This window comes from Paenibacillus terrae HPL-003 (assembly GCF_000235585.1).
GTDB lineage: Bacteria > Bacillota > Bacilli > Paenibacillales > Paenibacillaceae > Paenibacillus > Paenibacillus terrae_B.
Map to the genome: position 1 here is coordinate 5,033,640 of NC_016641.1, position 17,457 is coordinate 5,051,096.

Here is a 17,457-nt window from a genome sequence, read left to right on the forward strand (position 1 = left end):
ATGACTGAAGCCTTTCCTCTGCAAAAGGATACGCGAACCGAGCGGGATGCGCTAGGGGAAATGGAGATTCCCGCCAATGCCTGTTACGGCATTCATACCGCACGTGCGATGAACAACTTTGCGGTCAGCGGCAGACCTGTAAATCAGAAGCTGATTCATGCTTTCGTCCTGGTGAAGAAAGCAGCCGCTCAGGTGAACTGTGAGCAAAATCGGCTCCCTCCCCACCGGGCGGCTGCAATGATAGACGCCTGCGATGAATTGCTCGCCGGGCGGCATCTGGATATGTTCACAGTCGATGCCCTGCAAGGCGGTGCAGGTACCAGCACTAACATGAACGTCAACGAGGTCATTGCTAATTTGGCGATTATGCGGCTTGGTGGAAAACCCGGACAGTATGAGCTAGTACATCCGCTGGATGATGTGAACTGCTGTCAGTCCACGAACGATGTTTATCCGACAGCATTACGAATTGCAGCCATTCGACTGCTTCGTCCTTTATGTGACGCAATGGCTTCGTTACAAGAGTCTTTACAGCACAAAGAAACGGAATATGCCGATCTGCTCAAGCTAGGTCGCACACAGCTAATGGATGCCCTGCCCATGATGGCGGGGCAAGGCTTTGGTGCTTACGCAAAGGCCGTGGCACGTGACCGCTGGCGTCTCTACAAAGCCGAGGAACGGCTGCGGGAAATCCCGATTGGCGGTACGGCGATCGGCACAGGCATGAATGCGCCTCGTGTTTACAGCTATCGGATGATTGAGAAGCTGACGGACGAGACTGGCTTTGGGCTATGCCGAAGTGACCACCCGATGGACCCGATTCAGAATATGGATGTCTTTGTGGAGGTATCCGGTCTGCTCAAATCTGCTGCTGTGAACCTGTTCAAAATATCAGGCGATTTTCGCCTGCTGGCCTCCGGTCCTCTCGGCGGTATTGGCGAGTTGACTCTACCTCCAGTTCAGGCCGGATCATCCATTATGCCCGGCAAGATTAACCCGGTGATGGCTGAACTGGCAGGACTAACGGCGTTGCGCGTGATAGCCGAAGATGCAGCGATTACTATAGCGGCTGCCTCCGGGCAGCTAGAGCTAAACGCGTTCCTGCCGCTGATTGCCGAATCGCTGCTGGAATCGCTATATATTCTGGACGGCGCGGTTCGGCTGTTCGATGAACGATGTGTACGCGGTCTGATCGTATGCGAGGACCGCTGTTCAGCTCATCTGCGTAACTCCGCTGTGATGGCTTCTGCGCTGGTCACGGAGCTTGGCTATGATGAAGCTGCCTCCATTGCCTCAGCAGCCATTAAGCAGGGTCGTACACCAGAGGAGATTACTGAAGAACGCGGTCTGCTGACACGCTCGCGCATTGAGCAATTGTGCCATCCCTATACAGTAACCAAGCCCGGGATTCCGGGGCAGGAAGAAGGAATTCACGATGGGAATGAATGATACCCCCCGTAGCAACCGACCGCACATCACCCTGCTCGGTCGCCGCAACGCTGGCAAATCCAGCATTCTGAACACCCTGACCGGCCAGCCCGCCGCCGTGGTATCTCCGGTAGGAGGAACGACCACGGACCCGGTTTTCAAGCCGATGGAGCTGCTCCCAGTTGGCCCCATTGTTCTGGTGGATACCGCCGGACTGGACGATGAGGGTGAGATCGGAGCACTGCGCCGCAACAAAACGCTAGAAGTATTAAATAGCACGGATCTGGCGCTGCTAATCATCGACGCTACTGTTGGGATCAGCGCATTTGAGCACGGTTTACTCGAAAGACTGCGCGCCAAGAAAATTCCCGTCATTGGTGTATTAAACAAAACGGATATGCTTGCAGAGACAGAGAAAATAACCTCAACGCTGGGGGCTGAACTGAAATTATCTCTGATTCCTTTCAGCGCCTCTAAGCTATGGGGAGACGTGGAAGTGAAAAAAGCCATCATGGATGCTCTTCCGCAAAATGAGGATCGTTTTCGCATCGTCGGTGACCTGCTGTCACCCGGCGATTTTGTCGTGCTGGTCGTTCCCATCGACAAAGCTGCGCCAAAAGGCCGACTGATTCTACCACAGCAGCAGACGATCCGCGACACATTAGAGAGCGATGCCATCGCCGTAGTGACCAAAGAGCATGAACTACGGCTGACGTTGGAGCGCCTGGGGCGCAAGCCCCGCTTGGTCATTACCGATTCACAGGCTTTTATGAAGGTAGCCGCAGATACTCCCAAGGATGTGCCCCTGACCTCCTTTTCCATCCTGTTCGCCCGTCATAAAGGTGACCTGGACGAACTCGTACGGGGTGCAAGAGCCATTGACCGTCTCAAGGATGGCGACCGCGTACTCATTGCCGAAGCCTGTACGCATCAATGTCAGTCTGACGATATCGGTCGTGTGAAAATCCCCCGTTGGCTACGTCAAACGATAGGCAAACGTCTCATCATCGAGCATGCATCCGGTTCCAGCTTTCCTGCCGATCTAAGCGAATATGCGCTGGTTATTCACTGCGGGGCATGCATGCTCAATCGACGTACCATGCTTCACCGGATGGCAGAAACGAAAGCCGCCGGGGTACCCATAGTGAACTATGGTATTTTCATCGCCTATGTCCAGGGAGTCTTCCCCCGTGCCATCGAATGCTTTCCATCCGCTATGCTGGCATGGGAGCAGGCCGTTGGAGCTGGCAGCCATTCCTGAATGAAACGGATCATTGAAGCAACTAATTATGCCCCATACACGCAAAAGCAGCCGCGCTGACTCTCACGCGGCTGCTTTTTATTTCCCAATTCCAAAGAGAAGATCGATATTCTAAAAATACAAATCCCGCTCGCCCGCTTCCAAGCGTTCCAGCTTTTTCAGTGTCAAACGACGTGCAGATTCGCGCGGGATACGCTCCAGATTATCACGCAGGGCGGCAGCCCCCAGCTCGCGAGCCTCTTCATCCCCATAGTCCAGCAGATATTCCTGAAAGGTCAGCAGCGAATTGGGCTGGCATACATTATGAATCTGCCCTGATTTGGCAAGCTCCATGAATCGATCCCCCGTACGTCCTTCACGGTAGCAGGCTGTGCAGTAGCTCGGCATATATCCGCCACGGCACAGGCTTTTGATGATTTCCATCGGCGAGCGATGGTCCCCAACTTCGAACTGGGGCTTATCATCCGTCTCTTGTCTTGCATATGCTCCTACACCAGTAGCAGAACCTGCACTGATTTGCGATACACCCAAACCAATGACACGGTCCCTGAATTCCGACTCCTCACGCGTGGACAGGATCATCCCCGCATAAGGTACAGCCAGCCGAAGAACCGCTACAATTTTCATAAAATCCTCGTCGCTCACCAAATACGGATAGCGCTCCGGGTCCACATTTTCAGCCGGACGAAGCCGGGGAACAGAAACAGTGTGAGGACCGCAGCCAAACACTTCCTCCAGATGCTCAGCATGCTTAAGCATGGCTATCGTCTCATAACGGAAATCGTATAAACCATACAGCACACCGATACCCACGTCGTCTATCCCTGCCCGCATAGCACGGTCCATGGCAGTCGTGTGCCAGTCATAATTCCGTTTTGGCCCTTGAAGATGATATTTGCGGTAGCTTTCGCGGTGATACGTTTCCTGGAACAAAATATACGTTCCGATCCCAACCTCCACAAGCTTCCGATAATCCTCCTCCGTCGTTGCCGCAATATTGACATTAACCCGCCGGATACTTCCATTGTCTACCTTCACATCGTAAATCTGACGCAGGCAATCGACGATATAATCAATAGAACAATGGAGCGGGTCTTCCCCCGCTTCCAGTGCGAGTCGCTTATGCCCCATTTCCTGAAGCACTCTGACCTCCTCGACCAGTTCCTCCGGTGTCAAACGGCTACGGGTAAAGCTGTCATTGGTATGCTTATAGCCGCAATATTCGCAGTTATTAACACAGTGGTTACTTACATATAGAGGGGCAAACAGCACAATCCGATTGCCGTAAATCTGCTCTTTCACCGCCCGTGAGGATCTAAACATTTCCTCCAGCAGTTCAGGATCATCCACATGCAAAAGAGCCGCCGCTTCAGTCGCACTCAACCCCCGGCAAGCTCTTCCCTTCTCCAAAATGTCTAAAATACGGTTTCGATCCGTTGCTTCCTGCTTCCCCTGCTCCACCGCTGCCATAATCTCTGCCTCATTAATGAAATCCGCCGACACTTTCTCCCGTACTTCACTCACGTAGATCCATCTCCCTTATTATGGTGAGAATTTCGCAAAATCCTATAGTTAACTACTATTTTTTAGTTCAGCCTCATCATTGACTTAAGAGTTGTCGCTGCACCCTCAAACTATCGCCACGCCCCATATCGACTTCAAACCCCGCTCCACGGATGCGCAGCTCCAGGCAATGTCGACACTGGGCAGATTCATCGCCCAAGCATATTTTATTTTCATAAATGGCATACTTCGGCCTCACTGCAAGTGGCGACAAATTGGGCATAACTACGTTCGCTCCCGCCTGAAGCGCCTTCTCCCGGCCTTGGGGATGAATCGTTCCCATCGCCGTGGATGCTGGAATAAGCGCATCTGGAACGACCAACCGGGACAACGAAACCATATCCAGTGCCTTTTCCATACTTCCCTGGCTGGCATCCCGGAGCGGCGTATTACTATGCGGTAAAAACGGGCCAATTCCGATCATATCCGGCGACAAGCTGTGCAAATAGACCAGATCATCTGCCAAATCACTGTTCGTTTGTCCCGGTAAACCAACCATACATCCAGCCCCGATCTGAAATCCGATCCGCTGCAAGGCCAGCAGACGACTGCGCCTGCTTTCTATCGTCATCGTCGGATGCAGCTTGGCGTACAAACGCGGTGAAGCCGTCTCATGCCGCAGCAAAAAGCGGTCCGCCCCCGCCTCGTATAATAACGCATAGGTTTCATCATCCCGCTCACCAATGGACAGTGTAACGGCCACATCGGTAAAACGGCTTTTGATCTCCCGAATCAGTTTCGCCAGCCGGGCTGCCGTGAACCAGTAATCTTCGCCACTTTGCAGCACAAAGGTCCGATATCCCAGCTCATACCCCTCCGCGCAACAGGCCAAAATTTCTTCCGGTCGCAAACGGTAGCGATCCGCCTGCTTATTCGAGGCCCGCAGCCCGCAATACATGCAGTCCTGACGACATATGCTGGAGAACTCAATTAATCCACGTAAAAATACACCTTTACCGTAACGCTCCATTTTGATGCGAACTGCCAATTTTCGTAACTGTGCCCGCACCGTCGGCTCTTCCTCCAGACGTACCAGCAGCTCCGTCATTTCCGTATGCGTCCATTCCTTGCCGTCAGCCAGACGCAGTAATAATTCGTCCGTGACTCATCCCTTCTTCCCTCGTCCATCTGGACTCCACGTCGTCAGCAGCTTGTACCGTACATGTATTATTCTAGCAACATCAGAGGGAATAGAACGTGACTAGCTTCACAAAAAATCCCATTTTCTGAATATAAACTCCAGCTTCTGCCGCAAAAAATACATATTTACCGCAACAAAAAAAGCTGTTTCTCCTTAATGGAAGAAACAACTTCTGATCAAGCTTATTATTGAATTAAATCAACCGCCTGCTGTGGTACAAAATAATCAACGCCGTTATATACGACAACACCGTTCAGTGCTGAATTTTTACCATTTAACGTGGCGATATTTTTGTATACCGGAAGCTCCAGCTTATTGCTGCCCTTAGTCACTGTAATCACCTTCGTATCCGCAGTGAACTTGGCACCTTTAGCTTCAAAAGCGGCTTTTGCAGGAACAAATAATTGCTTGCTCACGGTATCCAAATCCAGTCCGAGCACACGTGTCATGTATTTATTGACATCCGTGTTGTCGATCACGCCGGATGGACGGTCTCCGTTTGGCGCATACGTGTACAGCACAACATCCCCACCTGTATGACCACCTGTAGTCCAGCCAATATTTGCGCGTTTGCTAATGATCGGTCCGACCGCATAGTTCATGCTGCCTTCTTTGGCTTCTTTGATCGTTTTTACTTCTTCATCCGTCAGATCCGTAATTCCAAAATACGTCGACAACACCTCTTTAATGTTGCTGCGATCTGCATTCAGCTTGGCTTCCAATCCTTCACCCGTCAGCTTCGCTTTTTTCAGTGGGTCTATAAAGGAAGCTAAAGGCGTTTTGTCATAATTGCTTGTGGTGTTGCTACTGCCAATCGTCAGTCCACCGTTTCCATGGTCGGTTACTGCTACAACAACGGTATTTTGGTTTTGCTTGGCGTAGTCCAAAGCCACTTTTACAGCATCGTCAAACGAAAGTACGTCACTGATTATCCCCGTCGGATCGTTTGCATGTGCGGCCCAGTCTACTTTACTGCCTTCTACCATCAGGAAGAAGCCTTTGTCGTTTTTGGACAACACATCAATCGCTTTAGTTGTCATTTCCGCCAAACTGGGTTCCTTGGATGCATCACGGTCCAGGTTATACGCAAGGGCTTCTGGGGAGAAGCTGCCCCACAGCTTGCTGGAAGTAGATTTTTTCAACCCTTCAGGTGTCGTGACATAATCATAGCCCTGGTCTTTAATCTGAGCGACCAAATCTTGGCCGTCCTTACGTCCTGCTGCCTCCAGAAACTTGGCGCCTCCACCTAATACCACATCAACCCCGTTATAGGCTTGCTGCATGCTGAGTGCATCATAATTTTTACGATCAGGGTAATGAGCGGTAAAATCAGCTGGTGTTGCATGCATAATCTCCGAGGTAGCAATAATCCCGGTCGATTTACCTGCCAGCTTGGAAGCCTCCAGAATGGAAGCTACGGGCTTCTTGGCATCGCCAGATGCAATCGCTTGTTGTCCGGGCATGGTCGCTTCGTCTGGAAGGACGCCTACATAGCCGGTGTGGGATTTGTGTCCTGTGGCAAACGCGGTCCCCGCTGGAGCAGAATCTGCTATCGGAGCATCCGCAGAATGCGTACGCACCATACCACTTGCCATGCTGTCTAACGTTAAGGAAGAACCTTTATACCATCTAGCCAGTGCAGTGGCATCATTAGCCATACCGTCCGGAATAAGAATAATTACATTTTTAATCGACGTGTCCTTTTCAACTGCCATCGCTGTCCCGCCGCTTACTGCTAACATCATGGTCGCTACGAGTGCAGCCACTGATTTTTTCGTATGTATCCCCCAACATTTTAACATTCATTTTCCTCCCAGACACTTTATTGTTCAACCAGAACTAAGATTAATCATATTTTGTCAGAAGAATGTTAAGGGAATTGTCTAACTATATTAAAAAACCTTTTTTATGAAAAAAACACTTCATCTATATAAAACTTATGACACATGTATATAAAACTTGTGACACATGGAGTTCATTTGGCATTGGGATTTTGATTTAAATATTGTATAATAATCATATGATGTAATAGGTAAACCTTATAAGCCGACAACAATTTTAAAAACGTATAAAAGGAGTCTAAAAACTCAATGGAATTCAGACAGCTTCAATACACCCTGCAAATTGCAGCGGAAAAAAACTTCTCACGCGCAGCGGAAAAACTGCACATTGCCCAGCCGTCCTTGAGCCAGCAATTGTCCAAACTGGAAAAAGAGCTTGGAGTGCTGTTATTTCAACGCAATACAAGCGCGGTGGAATTAACGCATGCAGGAGCAAGCTTTGTGGAAAAAGCGAAAAAGATCGTCGACGCAGTCGAGCAACTCCGACAGGAAATGGACGATATTTCTCAGCTGCGCAAAGGGAAGGTCGTCGTCGGCAGTATGCCTATCACAGGTTCCCATTTGCTGCCGCATGTGCTGCCTGTGTTTAAGAAGGCTCACCCGGACATTGAAATTGTTTTGGTCGAGGATTCATCCATGAATCTGGAGAAAAAAACAGCCAGCGGCGATACCGACCTCAGCCTGCTTTCTCTCCCGTTAGTAGAACCGACACTTTCCTATGTGCCCATCGGTGAAGAATGGATTGATCTTGCTGTTCCCCCAGGTCACCCGTTGGCTCTGCGCAAAAACGGCGACCAGCCGCAGCCTGTACATTTGGAAGAGCTGAAAGACGAGCCTTTTGTCGTCCTGAAAAAAGGGCAGGGCTTCCGCAAGCTGACGATGGATTTGTGCCATCAAGCGGGCTTTGAGCCGAATGTAGTGTTTGAAAGCACTAATATGGAAACCCTTCAATCGCTCGTAGCAACAGGGATGGGAGTGACACTTGTGCCTCGTTTTATCGCCCGGGCCGCCAGCAGCGAATTTGTTCCGGCATTGCTGCCACTGGCTGAACCCACGCCAAGCCGCACTCTGGCTATTGCGTATCGGAATGGGCGTTATTTATCCAAAGCCGCCGAGGCTTTTATTGAAACCTTCCGTGAAACGGTCAAACAGCTTTCCGAAAAGTAGTCTCACGAAAAAAGACCGTCTTCCTCCCCAGCCAAAGCCAGAGAAGAAGACGGTCCCGGGGCTACCCCCCTATACATTCCATATTTAATGTTCATTTGAATTTCATGTCAGCCTCGCCTGATTACCTTACACTTGCTCGGAAACTCCACTTTATCCATCGCGCATCACTTCTTTCCTTAAGGTCTCATGCCCTGATTTCCCAAGAATGTCCTACCTCAGTTCCAATGTGCTGTGTGATCCCAAAGTGCCTGTCCTCGCCTTTTCGTGATCAGGGTTGCCCTGAATCTGGTGGACTTTTATCCTGCTCATAGCCCATTTCGTGATTATTGCCGACAACCTGTCTATTTAAGCCTCTCGGCCGTGACAGGCCATCCCTATTCGCCAGTTCGGATCTACTTTGGTTATCCATCGTTATCAACCTCCTGGTGTCGGGATACTATTATAATACACCTACGGGCTGTATCTGAAACAGAAACGGCAATATTTTTTTATCGGGCAGAACCAAACGCTTGCTGTGCGTCCACTTCACTCACTTGTGTCTTAAAGACCCGCTTCGATGGATCCTACGGCGAATAAATTACAGATCATACAGAGAAGGACGACGGTCCTCGAATACTGGAATACGCCCACGTACATCCTGCACCAAGGCTGATTCAATCGTTCCTGTGATGATGTCCTCCTGCTCCCCGCCCTCGGCAATAATTTCCCCCCATGGATCAATAATGAGGGAATGCCCGAAGAAATCCGTATCCCCGCTGCGACCTATCCGGTTACAGGCGATGACGTACATTTGATTTTCAATAGCCCGTGCAGTCAGCAAAGTGCGCCAGTGATGAAGCCGGGGATGAGGCCATTCCGCAGGTACGATAAGCAAATTTGCGCCAGACAGGGCTAGACTGCGGGCTAGTTCGGGAAAACGGATGTCATAGCAGATCGACGCACCCGCCTGAATCCCTCCATCCAACGTGAATAAAACCTTTTCCTCGCCAGGCTGCAAATATTTTTCTTCATCCATAAGGCGGAACAAATGAATTTTGGAATATGAAGCAACCTCTACGCCTGTCCGGTCAAAAACGAGCATTGTATTGTACACATGACCGTCGCTTTTCTTCTCCGCTATAGATCCGGCTACCACGTTCACCTGATGAGTGACAGCGAATGCCGATATCCATTTCCGAGTTTCTGCCCCTTCCTGATCCGCCAGCTCATGAATGCGGTCCAGCGCATACCCCGTGTTCCACATTTCCGGCAGTACAATCAGGTCCGGCTTCAGTTCAGATGTCACCGCTTGTTCCATTAACGTACGAATATGATTGCGGTTTTCCGGGGGGTTCCCCAGTTCAATATGAGCTTGTATGAGTGCAACACTGAACGGCTGAGCTTCATGATACGTCAAAATCGTTCATCCTCCCTGTGAGCCGAAACTTCCGATGATCGCTTGTCCGGCATTTTCTCCCATCATAGCCCGACCAGCCTCTACCACGCAACCGCATAAGTTCAATCCCCTCTATACAACTTGGTTAAATCGTGATAAATTAATCCTCAAACTATTCCAAAAGGTCGTGTGAAATAATGAGCAATTTTTCCATTCCCTCCGCTGATGTGATGAAGCAGTTGCCCACTCAATTTTTTGCCACACTCGTACAAAATGTAAATCGTGAAATTGCGGCAGGGCATGATGTCATTAATCTTGGACAGGGGAACCCGGATACACCTACCCCACCTCATATTGTAAAGGCCTTGCAGGAATCAGCGGATAACCCGCTGTATCATAAATATTCGCCTTTTCGCGGTTACGGCTTTCTCAAGGAAGCCGTTGCCCAGCGCTATCAGGAGGATTACGGTGTGACACTCGACCCGGAAACCGAGGTCGCTATCCTGTTTGGCGGAAAAACAGGCTTGGTGCAGCTACCGCAGGTCTTACTCAATCCCGGCGATGTTTGTCTCGTGCCTGATCCTGGCTATCCGGATTACTGGTCTGGCGTAGCCTTGGCTAAAGCGGAAATGTCCTTTCTCCCATTGAAGGAAGAGAACCGTTTTCTGCCCGATTATGAAGCCATTTCCGAGGAAGACCGCAGTCGCGCCAAGCTGATGTTCCTCAATTATCCGAATAATCCAACCTCGGCCACCGCGCCTCTTTCCTTCTATGAGGAAACGGTTGAATTTGCGAAGCGTAACGGCATTGTGGTGGCCAGTGATTTTGCCTATGGCGCTATCGGCTTTGACGGCGAACGTCCGGTGAGCTTCCTTCAAGCCGATGGGGCCAAGGACGTAGGGATTGAGTTTTATACCCTGTCCAAAACGTACAATATGGCGGGCTGGCGCGTCGGTTTCGCGCTCGGCAATGCCGAAATCATCTCGATGATTAACCTGCTACAGGATCATATTTATGTAAGCCTGTTTGGCGGCATTCAGGCAGCGGCCGCCACTGCTCTCACGTCCTCGCAGGACTGCGTGGGCGAGCTGGTTGCACGCTATGAATCGCGCCGCAACGCTTTTTATGATGCGCTTGGGCAAATTGGCTGGAAGGCGAAGCGTCCCAGCGGCTCCTTTTTTAGCTGGTTGCCCGTGCCGCAGGGCTATACCTCAGCTTCCTTTGCCGATCTGCTGCTGCGGGAAGCCAAGGTGGCTGTCGCTCCGGGGATTGGCTTCGGTAGCGGCGGTGAAGGATATGTGCGGGCAGGGCTGCTAAGCTCAGACGCTCGACTGATTGAAGCGGCTGAACGAATCGGCAAGCTGAAACTGTTTCGTTAAGCCGTATTGTCCAGCTACAACTTCTTTGCCAAACCCGGCCCTTTCATGGTATTCTGTTACCAATATCATTTACTTACCTATATCATTTAGCGCGTTGAAGGGACTATTAAGAGAGAATCGTCCTGTTCAGAGAGTAAATTCCGATAGGCTGCAAGAATTTACCTGGACCCTCTCCCAACTCCTATCCCCGAGCGCCCTGCGCAGTCAGGCGGTTCCTGCCGTTAACAGGTTTCAAGTGGGATGATCATGAATCATCAATAAAGGTGGTACCGCGGAAGCACAAACTTTCGTCCTTTGCATACAAAGGATGAAAGTTTTTTTGTATATTAAAAAGAGTACAAATTAAGGAAGTGGACGTCTTGTCAACACGAATCGTCATTAAAATCGGAAGCAGCTCCTTAACCGGAGTCGAGGGGGGCTTGAATCGGAAAGCCATTGCTTATTTTGCCCGCGAAATCGCCGGGCTTCGTTCGAAAGGCCATGAAGTGCTGCTGGTCACATCAGGGGCAGTCGCCGCCGGGTTTCGGGAGATCGGGTACCCGTTTCGCCCCAAGCTACTACATGAGAAACAAGCGGCGGCAGCCGTAGGTCAGGCGCTGCTTATGCAGGCCTATCAACAGGCTTTTAAAGATTTTGGCTTGGTGAGCGCACAAATCTTGCTGACCCGCAGTGACTTTTTGAGCCGCAAACGGATGAACAATGCTGGAATGACCGTGGAAGAACTGCTGCGCCAGCAGGTCATCCCGATCTTTAACGAAAATGATACGGTATCGATTGACGAATTGAAATTCGGTGATAACGATATGCTGTCTGCGTTGGTCGCCAATCTGGTCAAAGCGCAGCATTTGATCATTATTACAGATACCGATGGCGTATATACGGCAGACCCGCGCAAGCATCCGAACGCCGTACGATTTGAACGCATCGACGAGATTACCGAGGAAATTTATGCATTGGCTGGAGGTTCCGGGTCAGCCGTAGGGACTGGCGGTATGCGATCCAAGATCGAAGCAGCCAAAGTCGCCACGCGCGGTGGTGTACCCGGTGTTTGTGGGACGCGTCAACGCAGACGGCGATTTGGATGCAGCCGTGGAGGGACATGGGCCCGGGACTTATTTTGACACCCACCTCTCTTCCCTCCCGATGAAAAAACAATGGCTTGGCTTCATGTCGACGCCGCTCGGCACAGTGCATGTAGACCAGGGAGCCGAGGAAGCGCTGGTGAATGGCGGTCATAGCCTGCTTCCCGTTGGCGTACGGCGCGTGGAAGGTAGCTTTCATGCCGGAGATGTCGTTGAGGTGCTGGGGCCGGAAAATAAGGTATTGGGACGCGGCATCGTCAATTATGACGATGAGCAGCTTCGAAGCGTACAAGGATTACCAAGCGGCGAGGTTGTGGGCAAGATTGGCCCCATTCACCGGCTTGAGGTGATTCACAGGGATGAATGGATTACATTATAAATGCAGGGAGGCCGTAACATGAGTGAATTAACGACGAACACAGCCGCAGCAGATGAAAGCCAGTTCAGTGAAGTACGCGTCAAAGCGACTCTGGCAAAAAAAAGCGCCGGGGTCATGAACCGACTGACGACAGCACAAAAAAATGAAGCGCTGCTCGCCATGGCTGAAGCACTGGTAAATCATACAGAAGAGCTGATTGCAGCGAACAAAAACGACTTAGAGCGAGGACGGGAAATGGGAACGTCGGAATCACTGCTCGACCGTCTCAAGCTGACCGAAGACCGGATCGGATCCATCGCTGAAGGCTTGCGCCAAATTGTGGAGCTGCCGGATCCGGTCGGTGACACGCTAGAGCATATCGAACGTCCAAACGGTCTGCGTATTGAGAAAATACGTGTGCCGCTGGGTGTCATCGGCATCATCTATGAAGCGCGTCCTAATGTAACGGTCGATGCTGCGGGCCTGTGTCTGAAAACAGGAAATCCGGTTGTGCTGCGCGGTGGCTCGGCTGCTCTGTTTTCCAACCGTAAAATCATTGAAGTTCTCCAACAGGCGTTGGATACAACTGCCGTACCGCGCGATGCGCTTCAGCTCATTGAAGATTCAGACCGTGCCTCTGTCAACGAAATGCTCACCTTGAACGGTCTGCTGGATGTGATCATTCCACGTGGTGGACGTTCGCTCATTCAAAACGTTGTTCAGAACGCTTCCGTGCCTGTAATCGAAACTGGTGCTGGCGTATGCCATACTTATTTGGACGCTACGGCGGATACACAGATGGCTGAGGCAATTACACTGAACGCCAAGGTGCAAAGACCGTCGGTATGTAACTCTATGGAAACACTGCTCGTTCACTCGGATTATGCACAGGCACATCTGACGAGTTTGGCAGAACGCTTCCGTGAGGCCGGGGTCGAGCTGCGCGGCTGCGCACGGACACAAGAACTGGTTCCTTGGGCTGTTCCAGCCACGGAAGAGGATTATGGCACCGAGTATAATGATTACATTATGAATATCAAGGTAGTAGACCATTTGGACGGAGTGCTGGAGCATATTGCTCAGTACGGTACAATGCACTCGGAATGTATTGTGACCGCAAATGAAGCCCATGCCGAACGTTTTCTGCAAGAAGTGGACGCGGCAGCCGTGTATCACAATGCCTCCACCCGCTTCACGGATGGCTTTGAGTTTGGATTTGGTGCCGAGATCGGGATCAGTACGCAAAAATTACATGCTCGCGGTCCAATGGGATTGCCTGCGCTGACTTCAACCAAATATCGCGTGTACGGTACTGGACAAATCAGGGAATAATATCATTTATCAATCCGTATCCTTGGAGGTTATGAAACCATGTGTGAATCACAAACAAAGGCTTTAATTCAAGATCAAATTACGTTTTTTGGGGCAGGCTCGATGGCTGAGGCTATTATCCACGGGATGACGGCCCGTTCCGTTGTCAAACGTGGCGGTATTACAGTCATCAACCGCAGCAATCAGGCACGCCTGAAGGAACTTCATCAGCAATATGGGGTGCTGTTCCAAACCGAGGATGCCGCCAAAATCGAGCTGCTGCGCCGCTCTCCCGTGATTGTGCTTGCCATGAAGCCCAAGGATGCTGCACAAGCCCTTGAACAGCTCGGTCCGCTCCTGTCAGATGGGCAGTTGATCATTTCGGTGATCGCCGGACTATCCATTCGTACGATGCAGACGTTGCTTGGCCGCAAGCAGCCCATCGCCCGGACGATGCCGAACACATCCAGCTCGATTGGACTGGGAGCCACAGGCATCAGCTTTTCCAAGGAGATTAGTGAAGACCAGCGTAAAAACGTACTTACGATATTCGAATCTGTAGGTACGGTAACGGTTATAGAAGAAGAGAAAATGGATGTTTTGACCGGGATTTCCGGAAGTGGGCCTGCCTATGTCTACTACTTGATGGAAGCCATGATTGCCGGGGGAATCCGTGGTGGCTTGACTCCTGAGCAGGCACACGAGCTGACAGTGCAAACCGCGCTTGGAGCAGCACGCATGGTACAACAAACCGGCGAGGAGCCTTCTGCCCTGCGCCACAAAATCATGTCACCCAATGGCTCGACGGTAGCCGCGTTGGAAACGCTGGACAAAGGCGATTTCTACGAAACGGTCATTGCAGCGGTACAGCGTTGCGCTGAACGATCCCGTGAGATGGGAGCTGTACTAAAGGAGGGAATTGAATGAGCTATTGCTTAGCGACCTACCGGGTATACGATGACAAAGCCGATTTTAACAAAAAGGCCCAATCCATTGCCATCGGCATGACGGTGGGCAGCTGGACGGAGCTGCCGCAAGCCAAGCGGAACGCAATGCAAAAGCATCTCGGCTCGGTTCAATCCGTGGGCGTTCACGATGGAGGGCCCGGTGAACGGTATGCCGACCTGACCATCGCTTACCCGGATGTCAATTTCAGCCGAGACATTCCCGCACTGCTGGTGACGGTCTTCGGCAAAATTTCGATGGACGGCCGTATCAAGCTGACGAAGCTGGGCTTCTCGGAAGCATTCCGTTCCGCTTTTCCGGGGCCGAAATTTGGCATCAGCGGCTTGCGTGAGCAGCTCGGCGTATATGACCGTCCACTGCTAATGAGCATTTTCAAGTCAGTGATTGGTCTTAATCTGGACGAACTGAGCGAGCAGTTTACCCGACAAGCCCTGGGCGGCGTCGATCTGATCAAGGACGACGAGATTTTGTTTGAAAATGCGCTGACGCCGATTGAAAAACGCGTCGAAGCCTGCATCAAAGCCGCCGAGGCGGCTGAGCGTGAAACCGGTAAAAAGCTGCTGTATGCCGCTAATTTAACCGGACCGACCTCACAGCTCAAAGCACAAGCCCTCAAAGCCATCAACGCGGGCGCGAATGCACTGCTGTTCAACGTGCTGGCCTATGGCTACGATGTGCTGCATGAACTCAGCAGCGATCCCGCTATATCGGTGCCGATTGCAGCCCACCCTTCGTTGGCGGGTGCTGCTTACCCTTCGCCGCATTACGGCATTTCGGCGTCCGTGCTGCTCGGTCAGCTTATGCGGCTGGCTGGCGCTGACCTCGTGCTCTTCCCTTCCCCTTACGGCTCGGTGACAATGCCGCGAGAGGAAAACATGGCGATCCGCGATGAGCTGATCACCCCTGAGCTGCCGCTAAAGGCCAGCATGCCTGTGCCATCCGCAGGGATTCACCCCGGCCTGGTGCCGTTAATTGTGCGTGATTTTGGCACAGATGTTGTCGTTAACGCGGGAGGCGGCATTCACGGTCATCCGCTCGGCACCGAAGCAGGCGGGCGTGCCTTTGTGCAGGCGATTGAAGCTGTGTGTCAGGCTGTGCCGCTGGCGGAATACGCCTGCACTCACCCCGAGCTGCAATCCGCGCTCGACACGTGGGGAGGCGAACGATGAGTACAGCGAAGAAGCCCGTCATTTTTTGCGATTTTGACGGGACGATTACGAACAGCGACAATATTGTTGCCATTATGAAGCATTTTCAGCCTGCGGGCTATGAGACGATTATGCATAATATCGTGAACGGACACACGTCCATTCGTGAAGGCGTCGGTGCCATGTTCGCTCTGATGCCTTCAGCGCAAAAAGATGAAATCATCTCTTATGTACTTGGACAAGCTGGTATACGCGAGGGCTTTGCCCGTTTTTTGGACTATGTACGGGAGCAGGATATTGAATTTTTTGTCACCAGCGGCGGTATTGATTTCTTTATTGATCCTCTGTTGGAGCCTTTCGACATTCCACAGGATCACGTTTACTGCAATGGAGCCAATTTCTCGGGGAACGATATTGAGATTACGTGGCCGCATGTATGTCAGGAACCGTGTACGAACGACTGCGGTATGTGCAAAACAACCGTGATTCGTCAATACCCTGCTGAGCAGTACGAACGAATTTTGATCGGGGACAGCCTGACGGATTTTGAAGGAGCCAAAATTGCTGACCTCGTGTACTCCCGCTCACACCTGACTTTAAAGTGTCAGGAGTTGGGCGTGCCGCATGTACCCTTTGAAACATTTGACGACATTATTAAGGATTTAAAACAAAAACAGGAGCAAGGGGTGCTGTAAATGAGCTTTAGCTTGGCAGACATTACGTTGGAAGAAAAACGCCGCGCACTGGAAGAACTCGCTGATGTCAAGGAGCTATTTGCATCTCGCAACTGGTTCCCCGGCACGAGCGGCAATTTGTCAATACGGATCGGGGATTTTCATCCCGAACAATTTTATTTTGCAGTTACCGCCAGCGGCAAGGATAAAACCAAGCGGACACCAGAGGATTTTCTGTTTGTGGACCAGCTCGGAAAAGCGGCAGAAGCCACAAATCTCAAGCCAAGCGCCGAGACGCTGATTCATTGTGAGATTTACCGTCTGACAGGCTGCGGAGCCGTTTTCCATGTGCATACTGTGTTCAACAATCTTATTTCTGAATATTACGGGGAACAGGGCTCTGTACCTGTGCAAGGCATTGAACTCATTAAGGCTTTTAACATTTGGGAGGAAAATGCTGCGATTGATATTCCTGTGCTGCCGAATTACGCGGATATTGCTTCGATTGCCAAGTTGGTGCCGGGTGTACTGAATGATCAGGTGCCAGGAATTTTGCTGCGTAACCACGGCATTTATGCGTGGGGGCGTGATGTGTTTGAGGCTAAAAAGCATCTGGAGGCGTTTGAATTTTTGTTTGAAACGACGTATCGTTCCCTGCTGCTGAAACCTTAATGTTGATGAACAGCTTGTTATATAAGTTGAACTCAACAGTTACCTATTGCGCCATTACGCAGCCGGATGGTGCTTCCCATCGCGACCGCTT

14 protein-coding genes and 1 pseudogene are annotated in these 17,457 nt (G+C 51.1%); 10 read left to right on the forward strand and 5 right to left on the reverse strand.

The window, feature by feature from the left end; all coding sequences use genetic code 11:
• Positions 1–1,449, forward strand: a complete 1,449-nt coding sequence (locus HPL003_RS22240; RefSeq protein WP_014282028.1) for an aspartate ammonia-lyase — start codon at positions 1–3, stop codon at positions 1,447–1,449.
• A complete protein-coding gene (gene hydF, locus HPL003_RS22245) occupies positions 1,436–2,689 on the forward strand; it encodes a [FeFe] hydrogenase H-cluster maturation GTPase HydF (RefSeq protein WP_043922488.1) in 1,254 nt (417 codons plus the stop codon). The genes HPL003_RS22240 and hydF overlap by 14 nt, the downstream gene beginning before the upstream one ends.
• 111 nt (positions 2,690–2,800) lie before the next feature.
• Here hydF and hydG read toward each other — a convergent pair whose 3' ends face one another.
• From hydG to HPL003_RS22260, 3 genes are all read right to left on the reverse strand, one after another.
• Entirely contained in the window at positions 2,801–4,213 is a 1,413-nt protein-coding gene (gene hydG, locus HPL003_RS22250) for a [FeFe] hydrogenase H-cluster radical SAM maturase HydG (RefSeq protein ID WP_014282030.1), read from the reverse strand.
• Positions 4,214–4,289: 76 nt separating this feature from the next.
• Complete coding sequence (gene hydE / locus HPL003_RS22255) at positions 4,290–5,333, reverse strand: [FeFe] hydrogenase H-cluster radical SAM maturase HydE (protein ID WP_274378207.1); 1,044 nt, start codon at positions 5,331–5,333, stop codon at positions 4,290–4,292.
• A gap of 245 nt (positions 5,334–5,578) precedes the next feature.
• Positions 5,579–7,195, reverse strand: a complete 1,617-nt coding sequence (locus HPL003_RS22260) for an alkaline phosphatase (RefSeq protein ID WP_014282032.1) — start codon at positions 7,193–7,195, stop codon at positions 5,579–5,581.
• 288 nt (positions 7,196–7,483) lie between these two features.
• On the opposite strand from HPL003_RS22260, the gene HPL003_RS22265 reads away from it, so the two are divergent.
• The gene (locus HPL003_RS22265) at positions 7,484–8,401 is read left to right on the forward strand and encodes a LysR family transcriptional regulator (RefSeq protein WP_014282033.1); all 918 of its coding nucleotides are present in this window, start codon (positions 7,484–7,486) and stop codon (positions 8,399–8,401) included.
• Positions 8,402–8,669: 268 nt separating this feature from the next.
• Here the strand turns inward: HPL003_RS22265 and HPL003_RS29310 are convergent, their stop codons facing one another.
• Together HPL003_RS29310 and HPL003_RS22270 are read right to left on the reverse strand one after the other, a co-directional pair.
• Positions 8,670–8,810 carry a hypothetical protein gene (locus HPL003_RS29310; RefSeq protein ID WP_014282034.1) on the reverse strand — a complete coding sequence of 47 codons (141 nt, stop codon included), beginning with the start codon at positions 8,808–8,810 and terminating at the stop codon, positions 8,670–8,672.
• 168 nt (positions 8,811–8,978) lie between these two features.
• Complete coding sequence (locus tag HPL003_RS22270) at positions 8,979–9,797, reverse strand: carbon-nitrogen family hydrolase (RefSeq protein WP_014282035.1); 819 nt, start codon at positions 9,795–9,797, stop codon at positions 8,979–8,981.
• A 176-nt stretch (positions 9,798–9,973) separates the two neighbouring features.
• Here HPL003_RS22270 and HPL003_RS22275 point away from each other — a divergent pair, with 176 nt between their 5' ends.
• The 7 genes and pseudogenes from HPL003_RS22275 (at position 9,974) to HPL003_RS22305 (ending at position 17,366) form a co-directional block, all read left to right on the forward strand.
• On the forward strand, positions 9,974–11,155 hold the full coding sequence (locus tag HPL003_RS22275) for a pyridoxal phosphate-dependent aminotransferase (protein WP_014282036.1): 1,182 nt from the start codon (positions 9,974–9,976) through the stop codon (positions 11,153–11,155).
• A 359-nt stretch (positions 11,156–11,514) separates the two neighbouring features.
• Positions 11,515–12,616, forward strand: a pseudogene (gene proB / locus HPL003_RS22280) (glutamate 5-kinase).
• Positions 12,617–12,634: 18 nt separating this feature from the next.
• The gene (locus tag HPL003_RS22285) at positions 12,635–13,927 is read left to right on the forward strand and encodes a glutamate-5-semialdehyde dehydrogenase (RefSeq protein WP_014282037.1); all 1,293 of its coding nucleotides are present in this window, start codon (positions 12,635–12,637) and stop codon (positions 13,925–13,927) included.
• Positions 13,928–13,966: 39 nt separating this feature from the next.
• Complete coding sequence (gene proC / locus HPL003_RS22290) at positions 13,967–14,833, forward strand: pyrroline-5-carboxylate reductase (protein ID WP_014282038.1); 867 nt, start codon at positions 13,967–13,969, stop codon at positions 14,831–14,833.
• Positions 14,830–16,041 carry a 2,3-diketo-5-methylthiopentyl-1-phosphate enolase gene (locus HPL003_RS22295; RefSeq protein WP_014282039.1) on the forward strand — a complete coding sequence of 404 codons (1,212 nt, stop codon included), beginning with the start codon at positions 14,830–14,832 and terminating at the stop codon, positions 16,039–16,041. The genes proC and HPL003_RS22295 overlap by 4 nt, the downstream gene beginning before the upstream one ends.
• A complete protein-coding gene (locus HPL003_RS22300; protein WP_014282040.1) occupies positions 16,038–16,715 on the forward strand; it encodes a 2-hydroxy-3-keto-5-methylthiopentenyl-1-phosphate phosphatase in 678 nt (225 codons plus the stop codon). The genes HPL003_RS22295 and HPL003_RS22300 overlap by 4 nt, the downstream gene beginning before the upstream one ends.
• Positions 16,716–17,366, forward strand: a complete 651-nt coding sequence (locus HPL003_RS22305) for a methylthioribulose 1-phosphate dehydratase (protein ID WP_014282041.1) — start codon at positions 16,716–16,718, stop codon at positions 17,364–17,366.
• Positions 17,367–17,457 lie beyond the last annotated feature (91 nt).

Excerpts from the sequence above, each read along its gene's own strand:
- HPL003_RS29310 (WP_014282034.1), bottom strand. The coding sequence starts at position 8,810 with ATGGATAACCAAAGTAGATCCGAACTGGCGAATAGGGATGGCCTGTCA.
- HPL003_RS22275 (WP_014282036.1), top strand. The coding sequence starts at position 9,974 with ATGAGCAATTTTTCCATTCCCTCCGCTGATGTGATGAAGCAGTTGCCC.
- hydF (WP_043922488.1), top strand. The coding sequence starts at position 1,436 with ATGGGAATGAATGATACCCCCCGTAGCAACCGACCGCACATCACCCTG.
- HPL003_RS22295 (WP_014282039.1), top strand. The coding sequence starts at position 14,830 with ATGAGCTATTGCTTAGCGACCTACCGGGTATACGATGACAAAGCCGAT.
- HPL003_RS22300 (WP_014282040.1), top strand. The coding sequence starts at position 16,038 with ATGAGTACAGCGAAGAAGCCCGTCATTTTTTGCGATTTTGACGGGACG.
- HPL003_RS22260 (WP_014282032.1), bottom strand. The coding sequence starts at position 7,195 with ATGTTAAAATGTTGGGGGATACATACGAAAAAATCAGTGGCTGCACTC.
- HPL003_RS22305 (WP_014282041.1), top strand. The coding sequence starts at position 16,716 with ATGAGCTTTAGCTTGGCAGACATTACGTTGGAAGAAAAACGCCGCGCA.
- HPL003_RS22265 (WP_014282033.1), top strand. The coding sequence starts at position 7,484 with ATGGAATTCAGACAGCTTCAATACACCCTGCAAATTGCAGCGGAAAAA.
- HPL003_RS22285 (WP_014282037.1), top strand. The coding sequence starts at position 12,635 with ATGAGTGAATTAACGACGAACACAGCCGCAGCAGATGAAAGCCAGTTC.
- HPL003_RS22240 (WP_014282028.1), top strand. The coding sequence starts at position 1 with ATGACTGAAGCCTTTCCTCTGCAAAAGGATACGCGAACCGAGCGGGAT.
- proC (WP_014282038.1), top strand. The coding sequence starts at position 13,967 with ATGTGTGAATCACAAACAAAGGCTTTAATTCAAGATCAAATTACGTTT.